A 22,978-nucleotide genomic window follows, 5' to 3' on the forward strand; every position below is an offset into this window, starting at 1 on the left:
GAAATAGGCCGCGAAGAAGCTGAGTAAGCGCAGTATATCCGGGCGGGAGTGGAATTGTCAAACAGCGAATTTCCGGACGACGAAATGCGCGCCGAGCAGAAATTCATCGACGGCCTCTACGCGCGCGTCGACGAGCTGCGCGGTGAGACCCAGGCCGGGGTCACCGACGCGCTCGCCCAGGGAAACACGCCGATGCAGGCCCGCCTGGAGCGGGACATCCTGGTCGCCGAACGCTCCGGTCTGCTCGCCGCCCTGAACTCGGTCGACGGCTCGCTCTGCTTCGGCCGGATCGACCTCTCCTCCGGCGTCAGCCACCACATCGGCCGTATCGGACTGCGCACCGACGACGCCGAGCGCACCCCCATCCTCATCGACTGGCGCGCCGATGTCGCCCGCCCCTTCTACCTGGCCACCGGCCACACCCCCATGGGCCTGCGCAGGCGCCGGCACATCAGCACCCACGACCGGACCGTCACCGCGCTGCACGACGAGATCCTCGACCTCGGCGACGAGGAACGCACCGGCCACGAGGACCCCAGCGGCGACGCCGTGCTGCTCGCCGCCCTCAACTCCGCGCGCACCGGCCGCATGGGCGACATCGTGCGCACCATCCAGGCCGAACAGGACGAGATCATCCGCGCCCCGCACCGCGGCGTCCTGGTCGTCGAGGGCGGCCCCGGCACCGGCAAGACCGCCGTCGCCCTGCACCGGGCCGCCTACCTCCTCTACGAGCACCGCGAACTCCTCGCCCGCCGCGCCGTCCTGATCGTCGGCCCCAACCCCGCCTTCCTCGGCTACATCGGCGAGGTGCTGCCCTCCCTCGGTGAGACGGGTGTGCTGCTGGCGACGGTCGGCGAGCTGTTCCCGGGGGTACGGGCGACCGCCACGGACAGCCCGGAGGCGGCCGCCGTGAAGGGCCGCGCCGACATGGCCGACGTGCTCGCCGCCGTCGTACGCGACCGGCAGGCCCTGCCCGACCCGGTCCTCGCGATCGAGCACGACCGCGAGGTGCTGATGCTCGACGACGGTCTGGTGAGCGTCGCCCGTGACCGCACCCGCGCCGCCAAACTCCCGCACAACGCCGCCCGCGAGGTCTTCGAGGGCCACATCCTCAACACCCTCACCGACATGGTCGCCGAACGCATCGGCACCGACCCCTACGACGGTACGAATCTGCTGGACCCCAGCGACATCACCCAGATCCGCGACGAGCTGGCCGAGAACCCCGAGGTCTGGTCCGCGATCGACCGGCTGTGGCCGGTGCTCACCCCGCAGCGCCTGGTCGCCGACTTCCTCGCCGAGCCCGAGGGCTACCTCCCCGACGCCGACGCGGCCGCCGTACGCCGCCCGGTGACCCGGGCCTGGACGGTGGCGGACGTCCCCCTGCTCGACGAGGCCGCCGAACTCCTCGGCGACGACGACCGGGCGGCCCGGTTGCGCGCCGAACGCGAGCGGGAGACCCAGGTCGCCTACGCGCAGGGCGTGCTGGACGTCTCCTACGCCTCCCGTACCTACGAGTTCGAGGACAAGGACGACGACGAGTCGGAGGTGCTCTCGGCGCACGACATCATCGACGCCGAGCGGTTCGCCGAGCGGCAGGAGGAAGAGGACCACCGCAGCGCCGCCGAGCGCGCCGCGGCCGACCGCACCTGGGCGTTCGGGCACATCATCGTCGACGAGGCGCAGGAGCTGTCCCCGATGGCCTGGCGGCTGCTGATGCGGCGCAGCCCGACCCGCTCGATGACCCTGGTCGGCGACCCGGCGCAGACCGCCGAGGCGGCGGGCGTCGGCTCCTGGGCGGACATCCTCCAGCCGTATGTCGAGGACCGCTGGACGCACACCCGGCTCGGCGTCAACTACCGCACCCCGGCCGAGATCATGGAGCTGGCGGCGGGCGTGGTCCGCGCCGAGAACCCGGACTTCGAGCCGCCCAGCTCGGTGCGGTCCACCGGCGTACGCCCCTGGGTCCGCGCAACCGACGACGTGCCGGGCGCGGTCGCCGAGGCGGTCGCCGAACTCACCCCGGAGGAGGGCCGCCTGGCGGTGATCGCCCCGCGCGACCTGCACCGCCGCATCGCCGCCCGCCTCGACGGGGTGACGGCGGGCGCGGAACCGGACCTCACCCGAACCGTCGTCCTGCTGGACCCGCGCCAGGCCAAGGGCCTGGAGTTCGACTCGGTCCTGGTCGTCGAACCCGGCCGCTACGGCACCAGCGACCTCTACGTCGCCCTGACCCGGGCGACGCAGAGGCTGGGCGTCCTGCACACCGGGAACCTGCCCGAGGGGCTGGCGGCCTAGGCGGGGCGCAGCCAGACCGTCGCCAGCGGCGGCAGCGTCAGGCGGACGCTCGTCGAAAAGCCGTGCCAGGGCTGGCCTTCTGGCTTCACGGCCTCCGGATTGACGACATCGCTGCCGCCGTACCGGGCCGCGTCCGTGTTCAGGGCCTCGTACCAGGCGGGCACCTCCTCGGGCACCCCGAGGCGGTAGTCGTGACGTACCACGGGCGAGAAGTTGGAGACCGCCAGCAGGGGAGTGCCGTCGGCGGCGTGGCGCAGGAAGGCGAAGACATTGTCGTCCGCCGCGTCGCCGACCACCCACCGGAAACCGGCCGGATCGGTGTCCCGCTGCCACAGCGCCGGGGTGTGCCGGTACACCGTGTTCAGGTCCCGGACCAGGTCCCGCACACCCCGGTGGTCCGGCTCGGCGCCGTAGGCCGAATCCAGCAGCCACCAGTCCGGCCCGTGCGCCTCCGACCACTCGGCGCCCTGCGCGAACTCCTGCCCCATGAACAGCAGTTGCTTGCCGGGGTGGGCCCACATGAAGCCCAGGTACGCCCGGTCGTTGGCGCGCTGCTGCCACCAGTCGCCCGGCATCTTCGACACCAGCGACCGCTTGCCGTGCACGACCTCGTCGTGCGAGATCGGCAGCACGTAGTTCTCGCTGTAGGCGTACACCATCGAGAAGGTCATCTCGTGGTGGTGGTACTTGCGGTGCACCGGCTCATGGGCGAGATAGCCCAGCGAGTCGTGCATCCAGCCCATGTTCCACTTCAGCCCGAAGCCGAGTCCGCCGCTGTCGGTCGGCCGGGTCACGCCCTCCCACGCGGTGGACTCCTCCGCGATGGTCACCACGCCCGGCGAACGCCGGTAGACCGTGGCGTTCATCTCCTGCAGGAACGCCACCGCGTCCAGGTTCTCCCGCCCGCCGAAGACGTTCGGCGTCCACTGCCCCGGCTCCCGCGAGTAGTCCAGGTAGAGCATCGAGGCGACCGCGTCCACCCGCAGCCCGTCGATGTGGAACTCCTCGCACCAGTAAAGGGCGTTCGCCACCAGGAAGTTGCGCACCTCGCGCCGCCCGAAGTCGAACTCCAGCGTGCCCCAGTCGGGATGCGCCGAGCGCAACGGGTCCTCGTGCTCGTACAGCGGACGCCCGTCGAACTCGGCCAACGCCCAGTCGTCGCGCGGGAAGTGGGCCGGCACCCAGTCCATGAGCACCCCGATGCCCGCCCGGTGCAGGGCGTCCACCAGGAACTTGAAGTCGTCCGGCGTGCCCAGCCGGGCCGTCGGTGCGTAGAAGCCGGTGACCTGGTAGCCCCAGGAACCGCCGAACGGGTGCTCGGCGACCGGCATGAACTCCACATGCGTGAAGCCCAGGTCCTTGACGTACGAGGGGAGTTGCTCGGCGAGATGTCGGTAGGTGAGCCCCGGCCGCCAGGACGGGAGGTGGACCTCGTAGACCGAGAACGGCGCCTCGTGCACGGGGGTCTCCCCGCGCCGCGCCATCCACTCCGCGTCGCCCCACTCGTACGTCGAGGAGTGCACGATCGAGGAGGTGTTCGGCGGCGCCTCGGTACGGCGGGCCAGCGGGTCGGCGCGCAGGGTGCGCGAACCGTCGGGCCGGGTGATCTCGAACTTGTACAGCTCGCCCTCGCCTATCGCCGGGACGAACAGCTCCCACACCCCGGACGAACCCAGCGAGCGCATCGGGAACCCGGTGCCGTCCCAGAAGTTGAAGGTGCCCGCCAGCCGCACCCCGCGCGCGTTCGGCGCCCACACCGTGAACCGGGTGCCGGACACGCCCTGGTGCGTCATGGGCTCGGCGCCGAGCGCCCGCCACAGCTCCTCGTGCCGCCCCTCGCCGATCAGATACAGGTCCAGCTCACCCAGCGCGGGCAGGAAACGGTACGGGTCCTCGATCTCCAGCTCCGCGCCGTCGTACACCACCAGCAGCCGGTACTCCGGCACCTCCGGCAGCGGCAGCAGCCCCGAGAAGAACCCCTCGCCGTCGTCGTGCAGCTCGGTCCGGGCGTCCCCGGTGAGCACGGTCACGGAACGGGCGTACGGCCGGAAGGCCCGGAAGGCCACACCGCCGGGCACGAGATGCGCGCCGAGCACGGCGTGCGGTTCGTGATGGGTGCCGGCGAGGAGCCGGGCACGGTCGTCGGCGTTGACGGCGGGGGAGACGGCGACGACCTCGGGGGCCGGGGCCGGCTTCTTGGCGGGGGACTTCTTCGGCGAGGACTTCTTGGCCGTGGTCTTCTTGGCCGTGGCCTTCTTCGCGGGGGCCTTGGCCGCCTTCTTCGGCGCCGCCTTCTTGGCGGCGGCCTTCTTCGCGGTGGCCTTCTTCGTCGCGGACTTCTTGGCGGCCTTCTTCGCCGCCTTCTTCACGACGCTCTTCTCCTCGGACGTCTGCTCGGCCGACTCGTGCGGGTCCGGACCGGGGGACGGGGCTCGGCGGGTCACGGGTGGGGCCTCCTGGGCGCGGGTGAGGTGAGCGGGGATGTGGTGCCGTCGTCCAGGGCGAGACGGCGTACGGCCGACAGCGGTACCGGAAGCCAGTCGGGGCGGTGGCGGGCCTCGTAGACGACCTCGTAGACCGCCTTGTCGGTCTCACAGGCCCGCAGCAGTACCGGGTCGGTGCGCGGGTCCGTGCCGGAGACCTCGGCGTAGCCGGAGCAGTACGCCGCCCGGCAGCTCTCGGCCCAGCCCGGCACCGGCGAGGGGGTGGAGTGGGCCGCGTAGTCGAAGGAGCGCAGCATTCCGGCGATGTCCCGCAGCGGGGGCTGCGGCATCCTCCGCTCGGTGAGCGACTTGGCCGGTTCCCCCTCGAAGTCGATCAGCCACCACTGTCCGGCGGGCGAGCGCAGACACTGGCCCAGATGCAGATCGCCGTGGACCCGCTGGGCGGTCCAGGTGCGGCCCTCCGCCGCCAGCGCGGCCAGCGCCTCGAAGGCGGAGCGCAGGCCCGGCTCGTACGGCCGGAGCGCGGGCACCGCCTGCGCGGCCGCCGCCAGACGCTCCGTCATCGAGGCGGTCATCAGCTCCACCTGGGCGCGGCCGAGGGTGACCGTGGGCAGGGCGCGGGCCAGGACGGTGTGCACCTCGGCGGTGGCCCGGCCGAGCGCCCTCGCCTCGGCGACGAAGTCCTCCCCCTTGGCCAGTTCGCGCAGCGCCAGCTCCCAGCCGTCCGCGGCGCCCTGCACGAAGGGCTGGAGCACCCCGAGCACATACGGCTCCCCGTCCAGCTCCGCCCGTATCCACGCCGTCGGCGGGGGCACCCGGGGGCAGCCCTCGCGGGCCAGCGCCAGCGGCAGCTCCAGATCGGGGTTGACGCCGGGCACCACCCGGCGCAGCAGCTTCAGGATGTAGGTGTCCCCGTAGACGATCGAGGAGTTGGACTGCTCGGAGGTCACCACCCGGGGCACCAGGCCCGGACGGATCTCCTGCTCCTTGTCCGCCTCGAAGAAGAGCCCGCCGATACGCGCCCTGGCGCGCAGCGCCTCCAGGAGCACCTCGGCGGGCCGGGGGTCGTACAGGGCCTCGTACACCGTCCGTCCGGTGAGCGGGCCCCGGTCCACATGGCCGATCAGCGCGGGCGCCAGCCGGGGCGGCAGCGCCTCGCGCACACCTATGAGGAGCTGGTAGCAGTCGCCGGGCACGGGGGACTGCTCGGCGCGGACCAGCAGGTGGTACAGGCCCAGCTTGCTGTCGGAGGGCAGTAGTTCGGTGGCGCCGACCAGGGTGAACCCGGTGACGGGACGCCCTTTCCCGGCGAACCACCGCTGCCGTGGCAGCCACTCCCGCAGCAGCGGATCCAGCGATTCCAGCAGGCCCGGAGTCGAGGTGAGGGTACGGCTGACGGCTTCCGACATGACGTCGCGTCCTTTCCCCGGGAGTGGCGGGGTGTGAGTGATGCGTGCCCCCGGCGGGACGGGGGAAACCGCCCCGCCGGGCCGTGCACCGGTCGCCCCGGCCGTGGTCCTGGATGTGCGTCTAGCTGTTCTCCTTGCGGAGGCGGAACCAGTAGAAGCCGTGCCCCGCCAGCGTCAGCAAGTACGGCAGTTCCCCGATGGCCGGGAATCGCACCCCGCCGAACAACTCGACGGGGTGCCGTCCGCTGAACCGCCGCAGATCCAGCTCCGTCGGCTGCGCGAACCGCGAGAAGTTGTGCACGCACAGCACGATGTCGTCCTCGTACTCGCGCAGGAACGCCAGCACCGCCGGGTTGGACGACTGGAGTTCGGTGTACGAGCCGAGTCCGAAGGCGGGGTTCTGCTTGCGGATCTCGATCATCCGGCGGGTCCAGTGCAGCAGGGACGAGGGGGAGGCCATGGAGGCCTCGACGTTCGTCACCTGGTAGCCGTAGACCGGGTCCATGATCGTCGGCAGGTAGAGCCGCCCCGGATCGCTGGACGAGAAGCCCGCGTTGCGGTCGGGGGTCCACTGCATGGGGGTGCGGACGGCGTCGCGGTCGCCGAGCCAGATGTTGTCGCCCATGCCGATCTCGTCGCCGTAGTAGAGGATCGGCGAGCCGGGGAGGGAGAGCAGGAGTGCGGTGAAGAGTTCGATCTGGTTGCGGTCGTTGTCGAGGAGGGGGGCGAGGCGGCGGCGGATGCCGATGTTGGCGCGCATCCGCGGGTCTTTCGCGTACTCGGCCCACATGTAGTCGCGTTCCTCGTCGGTGACCATCTCCAGGGTCAGCTCGTCGTGGTTGCGCAGGAAGATGCCCCACTGACAGCCCGACGGGATCTCCGGCGTCTTGGCGAGGATCTCGGAGACCGGGTACCGCGACTCCCGCCGTACCGCCATGAAGATCCGCGGCATGACGGGGAAGTGGAACGCCATGTGGCACTCGTCGCCGCCGCTGCGGTAGTCGCCGAAGTAGTCGACGACGTCCTCGGGCCACTGGTTGGCCTCCGCCAGCAGCACCGTGTCCGGATAGTGCGCGTCGATCTCCTTGCGCACCCGCTTCAGGAACTCGTGTGTCGCCGGAAGGTTTTCGCAGTTGGTGCCCTCCTGCGCGTAGAGGTAGGGCACGGCGTCGAGGCGGAAGCCGTCGATGCCGAGGTCCAGCCAGAACCGCAGTGCGGAGATCATCTCCTCCTGCACCGCCGGGTTCTCGTAGTTGAGGTCCGGCTGGTGGGAGAAGAACCGGTGGAAGAAGTACTGCTTGCGGACCGGGTCGAACGTCCAGTTGGAGGCCTCGGTGTCGACGAAGATGATCCGCGCGTCGGCGTACTGCTTGTCGTCGTCGGCCCACATGTAGTAGTCCCCGTAGGGACCCTCGGGGTCGTTTCTCGACTCCTGGAACCACGGGTGCTGGTCGCTGGTGTGGTTCATGACGAAGTCGATGATCACCCGCATGCCGCGCTGGTGGGCGGCGTCCACGAACTCCACGAAGTCGGCGAGGTCGCCGAACTCGGGCAGGACGGCGGTGTAGTCGGAGACGTCGTAGCCGCCGTCCCTCAGCGGGGACTTGAAGAACGGCGGCAGCCACAGGCAGTCGACGCCGAGCCACTGCAGATAGTCCAGCTTGGCGGTCAGGCCCTTGAGATCACCGACGCCGTCACCGTTGCTGTCCTGGAAGGAACGGACGAGCACCTCGTAGAAGACGGCTCGCTTGAACCAGTCGGGGTCCCGGTCCTTGGCCGGGGTGTCCTCGAAGGTGTCCGGGACGGGCTCGTTGACGATCATTTTGTGGGTGACCCTCCGATCTGCGGGGTGGACGGTCGCAGAACCGAGAAGACGTGCGCCGGTGCCCGGCCGGGCTCCAGACGCACGTAGTTGGTTCTGCCCCAGTGATAGGTCTCGCCGGAGAGCTCGTCGCGCACCGGCACCGACTCGTGCCATTCCAGGCCGAGTTGCGGCATGTCCAACGAGACCGTCGCCTCCTGGGTGTGGTGGGGGTCGAGGTTGACGACCACCACAACCGTGTTCGACCCCGACCGCTTCGAGTAGACGATCACCTGATCCTTGTCGGCGTGGTGGAAGCGAAGATTGCGCAACTGCCGCAGGGCGGGATTCTCACGTCGAATGCTGTTGAGCTTGGTGATGAGGGGGGCGATGGTGTCGGCGGTGTCCCAGTCGCGCGGGCGGAGTTGGTACTTCTCGCTGTCGAGGTATTCCTCGCTGCCCTCGCGCAGGGGGGTGTTCTCGCACAGTTCGTAGCCGCTGTAGATGCCCCAGGTGGGGGAGAGGGTCGCGGCGAGCACGGCGCGCAGTTCGAAGGCGGGGCGTCCGCCGTGCTGGAGGAAGGCGTGCAGGATGTCGGGGGTGTTGGCGAAGAAGTTCGGCCGCATGTAGGCCGCCGCCTCCCCCGACAGCTCGGTCAGGTACTCGGTGAGCTCCTGCTTGGTGTTGCGCCAGGTGAAGTAGGTGTAGGACTGCTGGAAGCCGATCTGGGCCAGGGTGCGCATCATCGCCGGGCGGGTGAACGCCTCCGCCAGGAAGATCACGTCCGGGTCGGTGCGGTTGATCTCGCCGATCACCCGCTCCCAGAAGACGACCGGCTTGGTGTGGGGGTTGTCCACGCGGAAGATCCGCACCCCGCAGCCCATCCAGTGCCGCAGCACCCGCACCGTCTCGGCGACCAGGCCGTCCATGTCCGCGTCGAAGGCGATGGGGTAGATGTCCTGGTACTTCTTCGGCGGGTTCTCCGCATACGCGATCGTCCCGTCCGGGCGGTGGTGGAACCACTCCGGGTGCTTGCTCACCCACGGATGGTCCGGGGAGCACTGCAGCGCGAAGTCCAGGGCCACCTCAAGACCATGGCCGCGGGCCTGCTCGACGAACCAGGTGAAGTCCTCCAGCGTGCCCAGCTTCGGATGCACCGCGTCGTGACCGCCCTCCGGCGAGCCGATCGCCCACGGCACCCCGACATCGTCCGGGGTGGGGTCGAGGGTGTTGTTGCGGCCCTTGCGCCAGGTCGTGCCGATGGGATGGATCGGCGGGAGGTACACCACGTCGAAGCCCATGCCCGCGATCGCCGGAAGACGCCGCGCCGCCGTCCGGAACGTGCCGTGGGGTTCCTCGGCGGTGCCCTCGGAGCGGGGGAAGAACTCGTACCAGGACCCGAACAGCGCCCGCTCCCGCTCCACCAGCAGCGGCAGCGGCTCCGAGGCGGTCACCAACTCCCGCAGCGGATACCGCGCCAGCACCCGCTCCACCTCGTCGGTCAGCGCCGCCGCCAGCCGGGCGGTCGGGGCGAGGGAGTCGTCGCGCAGCCGGGCGGCGGCGGTGAGCAGGACGCGCCGCTGTTTCGCGGGGACCTCGGTGGCGGCGCGTTCGTACAGCCGGGCGCCCTCCTCCAGGACCAGGTCGGTGTCCATCCCGGCCGGCACCTTGATGCGCGCGTGATGGCGCCAGGTGGCCACCGGATCGCCCCACGCCTCCACGGAGTACGTCCACCGCCCTGGGGAGGTGGGGGTGACCTCGGCGCCCCAGCGGTCGCTGCCGGGGGCCAGTTCGCGCATCGGGGTCCACGGGCCCTCCCGGCCCGAGGGGTCCCGCAGGACGACATTGGCGGCCACGGCGTCGTGCCCCTCCCGGAACACGGTCGCCGAGACCTCGAACGTCTCGCCCACGACCGCCTTCGCGGGGCGGCGGCCGTTCTGCACGAGCGGCCGGACGTCGAGGACGGGTATGCGCCCGATCACCGGGACCCGGTCCGCGGGGGGTTCCCCCGCGGCGGTGGGTCCGGCGGCGGCCGGGCGCTTGGCGGGGGGCTTCTTGGTGGTGCGCGTCGGGGGTGCCGACGAGTGGTGCTTGGCGGGCATGACCGCTCCTGTCCGCGTCAACGTGGGTGGGCGGATGGCTATGGGGAGGTGGGTCCTGCGGGGTGCTGCTGTGGCGTGCCTGTGGGGTGTACCGGAGGAGCCTTCCCACCCTATTCGGGTGGGCAATCCGGCACTTTGTTAACTACTCACGCGTATGTCGGCACACAAGTCCGGCCCCGTCCACGGAGGGCGGGGCCGGTCCTTCCAGGTCAATTTCGATCGGTCCTGGACGTGCCGCGAATACGCCGCTACGAACCCGGTACTTGGAGCAGTTTGTTCGGCGATCCGGGTCCGCGTCCGTATACCTTCCCGTTCGCCGCCTTCGCCCGTAGCGCCTTGGCCACTTGGGCCGGCTTGGCCGTGCGGTGGTCGGCCAGGTAGAGCGCCGCCGCGCCCGCCGCGTGCGGCGCCGCCATCGACGTACCCGAATAGGTGGCCTTCGCGCTGTCGCCCGTGTGCGACGCGGAGGTGATCGCGACGCCCGGGGCGAACAGGTCGAGGACCGAGCCGTAGTTCGAGAACTCAGCCCGCGCGTCGTCGCGGTCGGTGGCGCCGACCGTGATCGCCTGGCCCACCCCGGAGGGGGAGTACAGCCCGGCCGGCAGCCCGCTGTTGCCCGCGGCGACGGTGTACGTGACACCGGAGGCGATGGAGTTGCGTACGGCCGCGTCGAGCTGCGCGTTGTACGGGCCGCCCAGGGAGAGATTGGCGACCGCCGGCTTCCGGGCGTTCCGGGTCACCCAGTCGATCCCGGCGATGGCCTGGGCGGTCGTCCCGGCGCCCGCGTTGTCGAGGACCCGTACGGAGACCACCTTCGCCCGTTTGGCGACGCCGTACTTCGCCCCGGCGACCGTGCCCGCCACATGGGTGCCGTGGCCGTTGCCGTCCCCCGCCGAGGCGTCGCCCCCCACGAAGTCCCAGCCGTGTCTCGCCCGGCCGCCGAAGTCCTTGTGGGAGATCCGTATGCCGGTGTCGATGACGTACACCGTCACTCCGGCGCCCCGGGACTTCGGCGAGGTGTAGCGCCGGTCCAGCGGCAGGTTCCGCTGATCGACACGGTCGAGTCCCCAGGACGGGGGATTCTTCTGGGTGTGTTCGAGCGTCACCCGGGTGTCCTGGACGACCGAGGAGACCCGGGGGTCGGCGGCGAGCCTCCTTGCCTGTCTCTCGCTCGCGGTCACCGCGTACCCGTTGAGGACCGTGTCGTAGGTATGGCTGATTTCCGCCCCGTACTCCTCGACCGTCTCTCGACCGGCCGCCGAGCGGGCCTCCGTATCCCCCTTGAGTGTCACCAGGTAGCTTCCGCCGACGGTGCCGGGCAGACCGGCGCCGAGTATGTGCCCTTCCGGTGCGGCGTGTGCGGGCGGGCCGACGGCCGAAAGCGCCGCGGCACAGGTCACCGCGGTCAGCCCCCCTGCCCAGCGCAGACGCCCTGCTCGCGTCCGTGCCATGCTCCGAGTCCCCTCCTCGACTCGGCGTCCGGCCCCCCTTCCCCGCCGGGTGCACCCGGCGACGGCCGGAACGCCATCAGCAGCCTCTCGTGGGCGGTGAAGTCGCCACAAGGACACCCACAGGGGCGGAATCGGCCATATCGCGAATGGCGGACCCGGGACGGTTGCGGCGTTTTTCGGGCGGAGTGCGCGTGCGCTCCGGGTCGAGTACGGCTCCAGTACGACACCGACGCGAAAAAAGGCGCCGTGGTTACCGAGCGCCCGCACCGATACCGTGCAGATGATGACAAGGCGCACACCGCCGTGCGTCCTCTTCCGCACGCCTGCCGAGGTGGAATGTGAAGGCGATCCGTCGATTCACCGTCCGTCCCGTTCTCCCCGAACCCCTCCGGCCGCTCAGTGATCTGGCGCGTAATCTGCGCTGGTCCTGGCATGCGGAGACCCGCGATCTGTTCCAGTCCGTCGACCCGGAGCGCTGGGCCTCCTCGGACGGTGACCCCGTACGCCTGCTCGGCAGTGTGTCACCGGACAGACTGACCGAGCTGGCCGAGGACCGCCGCTTCCTGCGCCGGCTCACCGCTGCCGCCGACGACCTGGCCGACTACGTCTCCGGGGACCGCTGGTATCAGTCCCAGTCCGCCGACCTGCCGGCGGCCATCGCCTACTTCTCACCCGAGTTCGGCATCACCGCCGCCCTCCCGCAGTACTCCGGCGGCCTCGGCATCCTCGCCGGCGACCACCTGAAAGCCGCCAGCGACCTGGGCGTACCGCTCATCGGCGTGGGGCTGCTGTACCGGCACGGCTACTTCCGGCAGTCCCTGTCCCGGGACGGTTGGCAGCAGGAGCACTACCCGGTGCTCGACCCCAACGAGCTGCCGGTGGCGCTGCTGAAGGAGCCCGACGGCACCCCCGCCCAGGTCTCCCTCGCCCTGCCCGGCGGCCGCTCGCTGCACGCCCGGATCTGGCTGGCCCAGGTCGGCCGCGTGCCGCTGCTGCTCCTCGACTCCGACGTGGAGGAGAACGACCTCGGCGAACGCGGTGTCACCGACCGGCTCTACGGCGGCGGCAGCGAGCACCGGCTGCTGCAGGAGATGCTCCTCGGCATAGGAGGTGTGCGGGCGGTCCGGACGTACTGCCGCCTCACCGGGCACGCGGCGCCCGAGGTCTTCCACACCAACGAGGGGCACGCGGGCTTCCTCGGCCTGGAGCGGATCGCCGAACTCGTCGACGACGGGCTGGACTTCGACGCCGCGCTGGAGGCGGTGCGGGCGGGCACCGTGTTCACCACCCACACCCCCGTCCCGGCCGGTATCGACCGCTTCGACCGGGAGCTGGTCGCCCGCCACTTCGGCCCCGACGCCGAACTCCCGCGCATCGCCGTCGAGCGGATCCTCCAGCTCGGCATGGAGACCTACCCGGGAGGCGAGCCGAACCTCTTCAACATGGCCGTGATGGGCCTCAGGCTCGGCCAGCGGGCCAACGGGGTCTCGCTGCTGCACGGCAACGTCAGCCGGGAGATGTTCTCCGGGCTCTGGCCGGGCTTCGACGCCGACGAGGTGCCGATCACCTCGGTCACCAACGGCGTGCACGCCCCGACCTGGGTGGCACCGGAGGTGTTCCGGCTGGGGGCGCGGCAGATCGGCGCCCAGCGCACCGAGGACGCGTTCACGGTCGGCGGCTCGGAGCGCTGGGACGCGGTGGCGGACATCCCCGACCAGGACATCTGGGAGCTGCGCCGGGTGCTGCGCGAGCAGCTCGTGGTGGAGGTGCGCGAGCGGCTGCGGGCGTCCTGGCGGCAGCGCGGGGCGGGCAGCGCGGAGCTGGGCTGGGTCGACGGGGTGCTCGACCCGGACGTGCTGACCATCGGCTTCGCCCGCCGGGTGCCGTCGTACAAGCGGCTCACCCTGATGCTGCGCGACCGGGACCGGCTGATGGACCTGCTGCTGCATCCGGAGCGGCCGGTGCAGCTCGTCGTGGCGGGCAAGGCGCACCCGGCGGACGACGGCGGCAAGAAGCTCATCCAGGAGCTGGTGCGGTTCGCCGACGACCCAAGGGTCAGGCACCGGATCGTCTTCCTGCCCGACTACGGCATGGCGATGGCGCAGAAGCTGTACCCGGGCTGCGACATCTGGCTGAACAACCCCCTGCGTCCGCTGGAGGCGTGCGGCACGTCCGGGATGAAGGCGGCGCTGAACGGCTGTCTCAACCTCTCGGTGCTGGACGGCTGGTGGGACGAGTGGTTCCAGCCCGACTTCGGCTGGGCGATCCCCACCGCGGACGGCTCGGGCACCGACCCGGACCGGCGTGACGACATTGAGGCGGCGGCGCTGTACGACCTGCTGGAGCAGCGGGTGACCCCGCGGTTCTACGAGCGTGACCAGCACGGTCTGCCGGGCCGCTGGATCGAGATGGTCCGCCAGACCCTCACCCTGCTCGGCCCGAAGGTGCTGGCCGGGCGGATGGTCCGGGAGTACGTCGAGCGGCTGTACGCCCCGGCCGCGCAGGCGCACCGCTCGATGGACGCCGACGCGGCGCGGGAACTGTCGGCGTGGAAGGCGCGGGTGCGCGGCGCCTGGCACGGGGTGAGCGTCGACCATGTGGAGACCTCGGTGGCCGCGACCACCGCGGAACTGGGCACCACCCTGAGCCTGAGGGTCCGGGTCGGGCTCGGCGAACTGGCGCCGGACGACGTGGAGGTGCAGGCGGTCTCGGGCCGGGTGGACTCCGAGGACCGCATCACCGACGCGGCGACGGTCCCGCTGAAGTCGGTGGGCGGCCCCGACCTGGACGGGCGCTGGGTGTACGAGGGCCCGCTCTCCCTGGACCGCACCGGGCCGTACGGCTACACGGTACGCATCCTTCCGGCGCACCGGCTGCTGGCGTCCGGTGCGGAGCTGGGCCTGGTGACCGCTCCGTCGGAGGACGTGGTGGAGGGCGCGGGGGTGCTGCTGCGCTGAGGTACGGGCGGGGCGGGCGTCAGCTCTTGGGGCTCGCGGCCAGCCTCCGCAGTACCGTCCCGCACCTGCGGGCGTACGCCTGCTGGAGCCCGCGCGTGGCCGGACCGCCCGCGCGGGCGTACCACTTGGCGGCCCGGCTGAAGGCGTGCACCGTCAGCCACACGGTGCCGTCCCCGGTGCGGTCGACCACGAAGGACTCCTCGCCGCACTCCGGGTGCCCGGCCAGCGTGCCGTACGCCCAGCCCGCGCGGCGGGGTTCCTCCACCGTCCACACCACCCGGCAGGGCGCCTTGATGACCCCGGCCAGGGTCACCGTGACGTCCACGCCGGGTGCCGCCCGGTCGGCGGAGGTGTCCATGCCGACGCCCATGGTGCGGTGCAGGTCCCAGGTCAGCACGGCCTCGGCGGCCCGGTGGAAGACGTCGTGGCCCTCGCCTATGCGGGTGCGCACATGCAGGGGGTGGAATCCGGGCGGGCAGAAGTCGTGCTCCCGGGTGCCGCCGACGTGCTCGTAGCTGAAGGACATGGGTCCCAAGAGTAGGGCGGCACCCGGAACCCCGCGGTCCGGGGTGCCGCCCCGTGGAACGTCTAACCGGTCAGCTGACGTTGACCGCGCTCCAGGCTGCGGCGACCGCGTTGTACTCGGTGCTGCCGGAGCCGTACAGGGCCGTCGCCGCGTTCAGTGTGGCGGTGCGGGCACCCTTGTAGTTGGTGGTCGAGGTCATGTACGAGGTGAGTGCCTTATACCAGATCTTGACCGCCTTGTCCCGACCGATGCCGGTGACCGTGGAGCCGTTGTAGGTGGGGGAGTTGTAGCTGACCCCGTTGATGGTTTTGCTGCCGCTGCCCTCGCTCAGCAGGAAGAAGAAGTGGTTCGCGGGGCCGGAGGAGTAGTGCACGTCCACGCTGCCCAGCGACGAGGACCAGTAGTCCTTGGACGCGCCGTCCTTGCTCGGCTTGTCCATGTAGCGCAGCGGGGTGCCGTCGCCGTTGATGTCGATCTTCTCGCCGATGAGGTAGTCGCCGGCGTCCTTGGAGTTGGCCGCGTAGAACTCCACGGCCGTGCCGAGGATGTCGGAGGTCGCCTCGTTCAGACCGCCCGACTCGCCGGAGTAGTTGAGCCCGGCGGTGTTGGAGGTGACGCCGTGGGTCATCTCGTGCCCGGCCACGTCCAGGGAGGTCAGCGGCTTCACATTGCCCGCGCCGTCGCCGTAGGTCATGCAGAAGCAGCTGTCCGACCAGAAGGCGTTGATGTAGGCGTTGCCGTAGTGGACCCGGGAGTAGGCGGCGACGCCGTTGTTCTTGATGCCGTTGCGGCCGAGGACGTTCTTGTAGAAGTCCCAGGTGACCTGGGCGCCGTAGTGGGCGTCCACGGCGGCGGTCTGCGAGGTGGAGGAGCTGGACGCGGTGCCGGTGCCCCAGGTGTCGTCCGCGTCGGTGAACAGGGTGCCCGCCGAGGAGGAGGTGGCGCGCGCCTTGTTGTACGTCTTGTGGTTGCCGCGCGTGGTGTCGTTGAGCTGGTACGTCGAGCCCGACAGGGAGGTGCCGATGGTGACGGTTCCGCTGTACTGGCTGTTGCCGGTGCCGGTCTGGATCGCCTCCCACTCGTAGAGCTTCTCGCCGGTGGTGGCGTCGGTGACGACGTGCAGCTCCTGCGGGGTGCCGTCGTGCTGGAAGCCGCCGACGACCGTCTCGTAGGCCAGCTTGGGGGTGCCGCTCGCGGCCCAGATCACCTTGCGGGGCGCCCGGTCGGCGGCGGACTTGGTGGAGCCCTCGGTCTTGGCGGCGCGTACGGCCTGCTTCTCGGCGGCGGACCTGGTGATGTCCGCGGTGAGGTCGGCGACCTTGAGGGCGGCCTTGGTGGCCCGGGTGACGCCCTCGGTCTCGCCCGTGGGCGACTCGTGCACGACGAGGTCGCCGCCGAGGACGGGGAGCCCTGCGTAGGTGCGCTCGTAGCGGGTGTGGGTGGTGCCGTCGGCGTCCTTCACCACGTCCTTGACGACCAGTTCCTCCTTGGCGCCGAGGCCTATCTCCTCGGCCGTGGCCGGGGCCTCGGCGGTGGCCTGCTCGATCAGCGCGGTGCGGGCGGAGGAGGACAGGAGCACGGGGGAGGCGCCGGCGGCCCGGTCCGTCTTGGCGGCGGCGCCGGTGCTGGTCAGACCGGTGGTGAGGAGGGCTCCGGCCGCGACCGCGGTGGCGATGGCCAGGGTGGTGCGCTTGTGACGCGCGTAGCGGGGGGTCACACAAGCTCCTTATGTGGGGGTGGGGCGGGAAGTTGTGCGGCGGGTGAGGAGAGAGTGACACTTGAGACGCGTACATGTCATGACCCCCTGATGATGTTGACCGAAAACCGACTGTCCGGTGAACGTTTCAGGAATGTAAAGCGGGCGCCGCCCCGGGGAGTTGAACCTCCGGGACGGCGCCCTGGTCACAGGGGAGCCGGACGCTCTACGGGAACGTCAGCTTCCAGCCGTTGATGTAGCCCGTGTCCCACGACGCGTTGTCCTGGACCCTCAGCTTCCAGGTGCCGTTGGCCGTCTCGGAGGAGGCGTTGACGGTGTACGTGGTGTTGATGTTGTCCGAACTGCCGCCGGTGCCGTAGCCCTTCAGCGTGTAGACCGAGCCGCCGGGGGCGATCAGATCCACCTTGAGGTCACCGATGTAGGTGTGGACGATGTCCACGCCGACCTGGAGATTGGACGGGGCGTTGCCGGTCCGGCCGGTGACGGTGATCGACGAGGTGACCGCGGAGCCGCGGTCCGGGATCGCGACGTCGGTGTTGTTCTCGAAGACGGTGCCGCCACCGCCGCCGTCACCGGGGCGCGAGCCCACCGCGACGCCCGCCCAGGCGTGCTGCACGGCCGCGTACTCGGCGCTGTCGGCGCCGTACAGCTCGGCGGTCGCCGCCAGGGTGCCGGTGCGGGCGCCCGCGTAGTTGGTGTTGGACGAGAACTTCGTGGTCAGCGCGCGGAACCAGATCTTCTCCGCCTTGGCCCGGCCGATGCCGGTGACCGGAAGGCCGTCCGCGGTGGGCGAGTTGTAGGTGACACCGTTGATGGTCTTGGTGCCGCTGCCCTCGCTCAGCAGGTAGAAGAAGTGGTTGGCGGGGCCGGACGAGTAGTGCACGTCGATCGACCCGATACCGGAGTACCAGTTGTCCTTGGACGCGCCGTCCTTGCTCGGCTTGTCCATGTAGCGCAGCGGGGTGCCGTCGCCGTTGATGTTGATCTCCTCGCCGATGAGGTAGTCACCCACGTCGGAGGAGTTGTTGGCGTAGAACTCCACGGTCGAGCCGAAGATGTCGCTGGTCGCCTCGTTCAGGCCGCCGGACTCGCCGCTGTAGACCAGACGCGCGGTCACGGAGGTGAGCCCGTGGGTCATCTCGTGCCCGGCCACGTCGATCGCGGTCAGCGGGTTGGAGTTGCCCGAGCCGTCGCCGTACGTCATGCAGAAGCAGCTGTCGGACCAGAACGCGTTGACGTAGTTGTTGCCGTAGTGGACCCGCGAGTAGGCGCCGACGCCGTCACCGCGGATGCCGCTTCGCCCGTGCACGTTCTTGTAGTAGTCCCACGTCAGCGCCGCGCCGTAGTGCGCGTCCGCGGCGGCGGACTCCGCGTTGGACGGGCTGCCGTTGCCCCACACGTCGTCGGGACCGGAGAAGAGCGTGCCGGTGCCCGAGGTGCCGCGGTTGAGGTTGTACGTCTTGTGCCCGCCGCGCGCGCCGTCGGTGAGGTTGTACGTCGAACCCGACTGCGTGGTGGTCAGGTCCACCGTGCCCGAGTACACCGTGTGGCCGGTGCCGGTCGCGATGGCCTCCCACTCGTAGAGCTTCTCGCCCGTGGTGGCGTCGGTGACGACGTGCAGCTCCTGCGGGGTGCCGTCGTGCTGGAAGCCGCCGACGACCGTCTCGTAGGCGACCTTCGGGGTGCCGCTCGCGGCCCAGATCACCTTGCGGGGCGCCCGGTCGACGTCCGCGCCCTTGGCGTGCTCGGCCTTCGCGGCGGACAGGGCCTGGCGCTCGGCCTTGGCCTTGGTGACGGCGGCCTTCGTGGTGGCCGGCTTGATCGCCTTCTTGGTGGCCTTCAGCACGGCCGCCGTGGCGTCGGACTTGGTGCTCTTGACCACGAGGTCGCCGCCGAGGACCGGCAGTCCGTCGTAGGTGCGCTCGTAGCGGGTGTGGAGGGTGCCGTTGCCGTCCTTGACCACGTCGCGGACGACCAGCTTCTCCTTGGCGCCCAGGCCCAGTTCGCGCGCGGTGTCCGCGGCGTTGGCGCTCTGGGTGCGGATCAGCTCGGCGCGCTGGGCGGGCGTGAGCTTGACCGATTCCGCGCCCGGGAGGACCTTGCCGGCGGCGGGCCGGGCCTGCTCCGGGGCGGCCGAGGCGGCGCCCGACTGGACGGCGGCGGCGATCAGGGCGGAGACACCGACCAGGGCGACAGCGGCGGCCCGGCGGGTGGTGGATCTGTGGGAGGTGCGTCGGTCTGAGGAACTGCTTCTCAAAACTGACTCCTTCTGCGCGGCCGCGGATCGCGCGGCCAGGGGAGACCGTCCGGCGGGTGGGCCGGCCGGGCAGAACTGGGTGGTGCGCAGAACACGTGCGGGAGCGTCGGCCGGTCACAGCGGTCTGGCTATGGGGTTGCTGTGAAGCAGCCGTGGGAAGAGTGGCAGGGGATCATTGGTTCTGTCAGGGGCGCGTCAGAAACTTGGCCGGAATTCGTTCGTTGTCCGGGAGTTCCTGTTCGGAATACGGACGCTTCCGGCCAAGTTGTCCCGGACCCGGCCCGGCGGGTTTGTGCCGCCCGGCGGCCGGGGTTCCCCGGGCGTCGGGCGGCAGGCGGGACTTCGCGGACACGGCCTTGGGCCGTGCGCCCCGGGGAGCAGCCGGGTCAGGCCAAACTGTCCCGCCAAGCCCGGTGCAGGTCCGCGAACCGCCCCGTGCCCGCGATGAGTTCGGCGGGTGTGCCGTCCTCCACAATCCGCCCGTGCTCCATCACCAGTACCCGGTCCGCGATCTCCACCGTCGACAGCCGGTGCGCGATCACCACGGCCGTACGCCCCTGCAGCACCGTCGCCATCGCCCGCTGCACCGCCCGCTCGCCGGGGATGTCCAGCGAACTGGTCGCCTCGTCGAGGATCAGCACCGCCGGGTCGGCCAGCAACGCCCGTGCGAACGCCACGAGTTGGCGCTGCCCGGCCGAGATGCGACCGCCCCGCTTGCGGACGTCGGTGTCGTAGCCCTCGGGCAGGGAGCTGATGAACTCGTGTGCCCCGATCGCCTTCGCGGCCCGCTCGACCTCCTCCCGGGTGGCGTCCGGCCGCCCGATGGCGATGTTCTCGGCGACGGTGCCGGAGAAGAGGAACGCCTCCTGGGTCACCATCACCACTCCGCGCCGCAGTTCGGCGTTCGGCAGGTCGCGCAGGTCCACGCCGTCCAGCAGCACCCGTCCGTCGGAGGGGTCATAGAACCGGGCCAACAGCTTCGCCAGCGTCGACTTGCCCGCGCCGGTGGAGCCGACCACGGCGACCGTCTGCCCGGCCGGCAGGGTCAGGTCGAAGGTGGGCAGCACCTCACCGCCGGTGCGGTAGGCGAACCGCACGCCGTCGAAGACGACCTCGCGGCCCGGGTGCTGCGACTCCCGGACCGGCAGCTCCTTCGGGTTGGCCGGTTCCGGCACCGACGGGGTCTGCGCCAGCAGCCCCGCGATCTTCTCCAGCGAGGCCGCCGCCGACTGGTAGGAGTTGAGGAACATCGCGAGCCGGTCGATCGGGTCGTACAGCCGCCGCAGGTACAGCACCGCCGCCGCCAGCACACCGAGCGCCAGGGTGTCGCCCGCGACCCGGTGGGCACCCCACAGCACGATCAGCGCGACCGCCGTGTTGGCCACCACCCGGGAGCCCACCACATAGCGGGCCATCTCCAGCAGCGCGTCCCCGTTGGTGCGCTCGTGGCGCTTGTTCAGCACGCCGAAGTCGGCGTCGTTGACCGCCTCGCGGCGGAACGCGCGCACCGGCCGGATCCCGTTCATCGTCTCCACGAACTTCACGATCACCGCGGCGATCGCGGTGGACCGCAACCGGTACACCCGCCCGGCCCGCCGCCGGTAGGCGCGCATGAGCAGGTACAGCGGCGCGAAGGAGGCCACCGCGAGCGCGCCGAGCCCGAGGTCCAGCCACAGCAGCAGCACGCAGATGTAGACGGACGACAGGACGACCATGACGAGTTCCTGCAGCCCCTCGTCCAGCAGCTCCCGCAGCGACTCCACGTCCGTGGTGGACCGGGAGATCAAACGGCCGCTCGTGTAGCGCTCGTGGAAGTCGATGCTCAGCGCCTGCGCGTGCCGGAAGATCCGGCCGCGCAGATCCAGCAGAACGTCCTGGTTGACGCGGGCCGCGGCGACGATAAACGCGTATTGCAGGGCGCCGGCCAGGGCCGCGCAGAGCAGATAGCCCACGGCCACCGCGATCAGCGGGCCGAGGTCGTCGTGGCGGAACGCGGGCACCGCCTCGTCGATGGCGTACGCCACCAGCAGCGGGCCCGCCTGCACGGCCGCCTGCTGGAGCAGGAGCAGCAGCGTGGTCACCGCCACCCGCGCCTTCATCGGGGCCAGCAGCGACCGCAGCAGCGCCCCGGTGGCGCCCGGGGCGGTGGGCAGCACGTCCCGGTCGAAGGCGTCGCCGTGCTCCTCGGGCCGCGGCGCCGCCTTGGCCGGTGCCGTGGTCGTGGGCGCCGTCATCGCTGGACCTCCTCGTCCGCTCCCGACATCAGATGGGCGTACTCGGCGTTCGTACGCAGCAGTTCGTGGTGGGTGCCGACCGCCGCGATCCGTCCGCCGGACAGCAGCGCGACCCGGTCGGCGAGCAGCACGGTGGACGGGCGGTGCGCCACGATCAGCGCCGTGGTCTCCGCCAGCACCTCGCGCAGCGCGGCCTCCACCGCGGCCTCGGTGTGCACGTCCAGCGCCGACAGCGGATCGTCCAGTACCAAGAAGCGTGGCTTGCCCACCACGGCCCGGGCCAGCGCCAGCCGCTGCCGCTGCCCGCCGGAGAGGCTGAGCCCCTGCTCGCCGACCTGGGTGTCGGTGCCCTGCGGCAGGGAGTGCGCGAAGTCCGCCTGGGCGACGGCCAGCGCGCGGTCCAGTTCGACGGGCCCGGCGCCGTCCGCGGCGCCCATGAGCACGTTCTCGCCGACGGAGGCCGAGAACAGCGTGGGCTCCTCGAACGCGACGGCCACCTTCGCGCGCAGCTCCTCGCGGGACATGGCCATGATGTCCTCGCCGTCGAGGGTGATCCGCCCGGAGGTGACCTCGTGCAGCCGCGGCACCAGCGCGGTGAGCGTGGTCTTGCCCGAGCCGGTCGCGCCGACCAGGGCCAGCGACTCACCGGGCCGGATGTGCAGGTCGATGCCGTCCAGGACGGGCGGGGAGTCCGGCGGGGCGTCGGGATAGCGGAACGAGACGCCGTGGAAGCGCAGTCCGGCCGGCCCGTCCGCCGGGGCGTCCGGCACCGCGCGGTCCCTCGACTCCGGCCGCTCGTCCATCACCTCGAAGTACCGCTCCGTGGCGGTCGCCGCCTCCTGGCTCATCGCCAGCAGGAACCCCATGGCCTCCACCGGCCAGCGCAGCGCGAGCGCCGTGGACAGCACCGCGACCAGCGTGCCCGCGGACAGTTCCCCGTCCGCGACCCGCACACACCCCAGCACCAGCGCCGCGCCGACCGCGATCTCGGGCAGCGTCACGATCACCGCCCAGATGACCGCCAGCAGCCGGGCCTTGCGCAGCTCGGTGCCGCGCAGCTCCCGCGACAGCTCACGGAAGGCCCGCGCCTGGCTGCGGTGCCGCCCGAACCCCTTGATGATCCGGATGCCGAGAACGCTCTCCTCGACGACCGTCGTCAGATCCCCGACCTGGTCCTGCGCCCGCCGCGACACCTCGGCGTAGCGCTTCTCGAAGACCGCGCACATCCACATGACCGGCACCGCGGGCACCAGGATCACCAGTCCCAGCGTCCAGTCCTGCAGCAGCATGATGATCACGCCGACCAGAATGGTCACGCTGTTGACCAGCAGGAACGTCAGCGGGAACGCCAGGAACATGCGCACCATCATCAGATCGGTGGTCGCCCGCGACAGCAACTGCCCCGACGCCCACCGGTCGTGGAAGGCGATCGGCAGCCGCTGCAGATGCGCGTAGAGCCCGGCCCGCATCTCGGCCTCGACATGCGACAGCGGCCGGGCCACCAGCCAGCGCCGCAGCCCGAACAGCACCGCCTCACCGAGCCCGAGCAGCAGCAGGAACAGCGCACCGAGCCACACCCCGGACTGGTCCCGGTCGGCGACCGGCCCGTCCACCATCCACTTCAGCACGAGCGGGATCACCAGCCCGGCGCACGAGGCGAGGATCGCCACGAACGCGGCGCTGAACAGCCGAGCGCGGACGGGCCGGACGTACGGCCACAGCCGCAACAGGGTCCGGACGGCGGAACGTTGCCTGGGGGTATCGGTTGCAGTGGACATCAGG

The 22,978-nt window shown here is 70.9% G+C and carries 12 protein-coding genes; 2 read left to right on the forward strand and 10 right to left on the reverse strand.

The annotated features are described in order from the left end of the window. Positions 1-84: 84 nt before the first annotated feature. Positions 85-2,298, forward strand: coding sequence for a HelD family protein (locus ACZ7L7_RS24115; RefSeq protein ID WP_472077097.1), 2,214 nt, complete (start codon positions 85-87; stop codon positions 2,296-2,298). Here ACZ7L7_RS24115 and glgB read toward each other — a convergent pair. The 5 genes from glgB to ACZ7L7_RS24140 all read right to left on the reverse strand — a co-directional run bounded on the left by glgB (position 2,295) and on the right by ACZ7L7_RS24140 (position 11,505). Continuing rightward, positions 2,295-4,742, reverse strand: coding sequence for a 1,4-alpha-glucan branching enzyme (gene glgB, locus ACZ7L7_RS24120; RefSeq protein ID WP_472077069.1), 2,448 nt, complete (start codon positions 4,740-4,742; stop codon positions 2,295-2,297). The two genes, ACZ7L7_RS24115 and glgB, sit on opposite strands and share 4 nt — an antisense overlap. Further along, positions 4,739-6,151 carry a maltokinase N-terminal cap-like domain-containing protein gene (locus ACZ7L7_RS24125; RefSeq protein WP_472077071.1) on the reverse strand — a complete coding sequence of 471 codons (1,413 nt, stop codon included), beginning with the start codon at positions 6,149-6,151 and terminating at the stop codon, positions 4,739-4,741. Before ACZ7L7_RS24125 ends, glgB begins: the two co-directional genes overlap by 4 nt. A gap of 121 nt (positions 6,152-6,272) precedes the next feature. After that, positions 6,273-7,973, reverse strand: a complete 1,701-nt coding sequence (gene treS, locus ACZ7L7_RS24130) for a maltose alpha-D-glucosyltransferase (protein ID WP_285510037.1) — start codon at positions 7,971-7,973, stop codon at positions 6,273-6,275. Continuing rightward, complete coding sequence (locus ACZ7L7_RS24135; protein WP_472077073.1) at positions 7,970-10,054, reverse strand: alpha-1,4-glucan--maltose-1-phosphate maltosyltransferase; 2,085 nt, start codon at positions 10,052-10,054, stop codon at positions 7,970-7,972. Before ACZ7L7_RS24135 ends, treS begins: the two co-directional genes overlap by 4 nt. A gap of 248 nt (positions 10,055-10,302) precedes the next feature. Continuing rightward, complete coding sequence (locus tag ACZ7L7_RS24140; RefSeq protein ID WP_472077075.1) at positions 10,303-11,505, reverse strand: S8 family peptidase; 1,203 nt, start codon at positions 11,503-11,505, stop codon at positions 10,303-10,305. A gap of 338 nt (positions 11,506-11,843) precedes the next feature. Here ACZ7L7_RS24140 and ACZ7L7_RS24145 point away from each other — a divergent pair, with 338 nt between their 5' ends. Next, a complete protein-coding gene (locus tag ACZ7L7_RS24145) occupies positions 11,844-14,462 on the forward strand; it encodes a glycosyltransferase family 1 protein (protein WP_472077077.1) in 2,619 nt (872 codons plus the stop codon). A 19-nt stretch (positions 14,463-14,481) separates the two neighbouring features. Here ACZ7L7_RS24145 and ACZ7L7_RS24150 read toward each other — a convergent pair whose 3' ends face one another. From ACZ7L7_RS24150 to ACZ7L7_RS24170, 5 genes are all read right to left on the reverse strand, one after another. Beyond that, positions 14,482-14,988, reverse strand: a complete 507-nt coding sequence (locus ACZ7L7_RS24150; protein WP_472077079.1) for a DUF1990 domain-containing protein — start codon at positions 14,986-14,988, stop codon at positions 14,482-14,484. A gap of 70 nt (positions 14,989-15,058) precedes the next feature. Then, positions 15,059-16,705, reverse strand: a complete 1,647-nt coding sequence (locus ACZ7L7_RS24155; RefSeq protein ID WP_472077081.1) for a M4 family metallopeptidase — start codon at positions 16,703-16,705, stop codon at positions 15,059-15,061. Between the two features lie 205 nt (positions 16,706-16,910). Continuing rightward, positions 16,911-18,962 carry a M4 family metallopeptidase gene (locus tag ACZ7L7_RS24160; RefSeq protein ID WP_472077083.1) on the reverse strand — a complete coding sequence of 684 codons (2,052 nt, stop codon included), beginning with the start codon at positions 18,960-18,962 and terminating at the stop codon, positions 16,911-16,913. Between the two features lie 386 nt (positions 18,963-19,348). Further along, positions 19,349-21,196 carry an ABC transporter ATP-binding protein gene (locus ACZ7L7_RS24165; RefSeq protein ID WP_285510030.1) on the reverse strand — a complete coding sequence of 616 codons (1,848 nt, stop codon included), beginning with the start codon at positions 21,194-21,196 and terminating at the stop codon, positions 19,349-19,351. Next, positions 21,193-22,974, reverse strand: a complete 1,782-nt coding sequence (locus ACZ7L7_RS24170) for an ABC transporter ATP-binding protein (protein WP_472077085.1) — start codon at positions 22,972-22,974, stop codon at positions 21,193-21,195. Before ACZ7L7_RS24170 ends, ACZ7L7_RS24165 begins: the two co-directional genes overlap by 4 nt. Positions 22,975-22,978 lie beyond the last annotated feature (4 nt).

Source organism: Streptomyces sp. NPDC110618 (assembly GCF_055657065.1).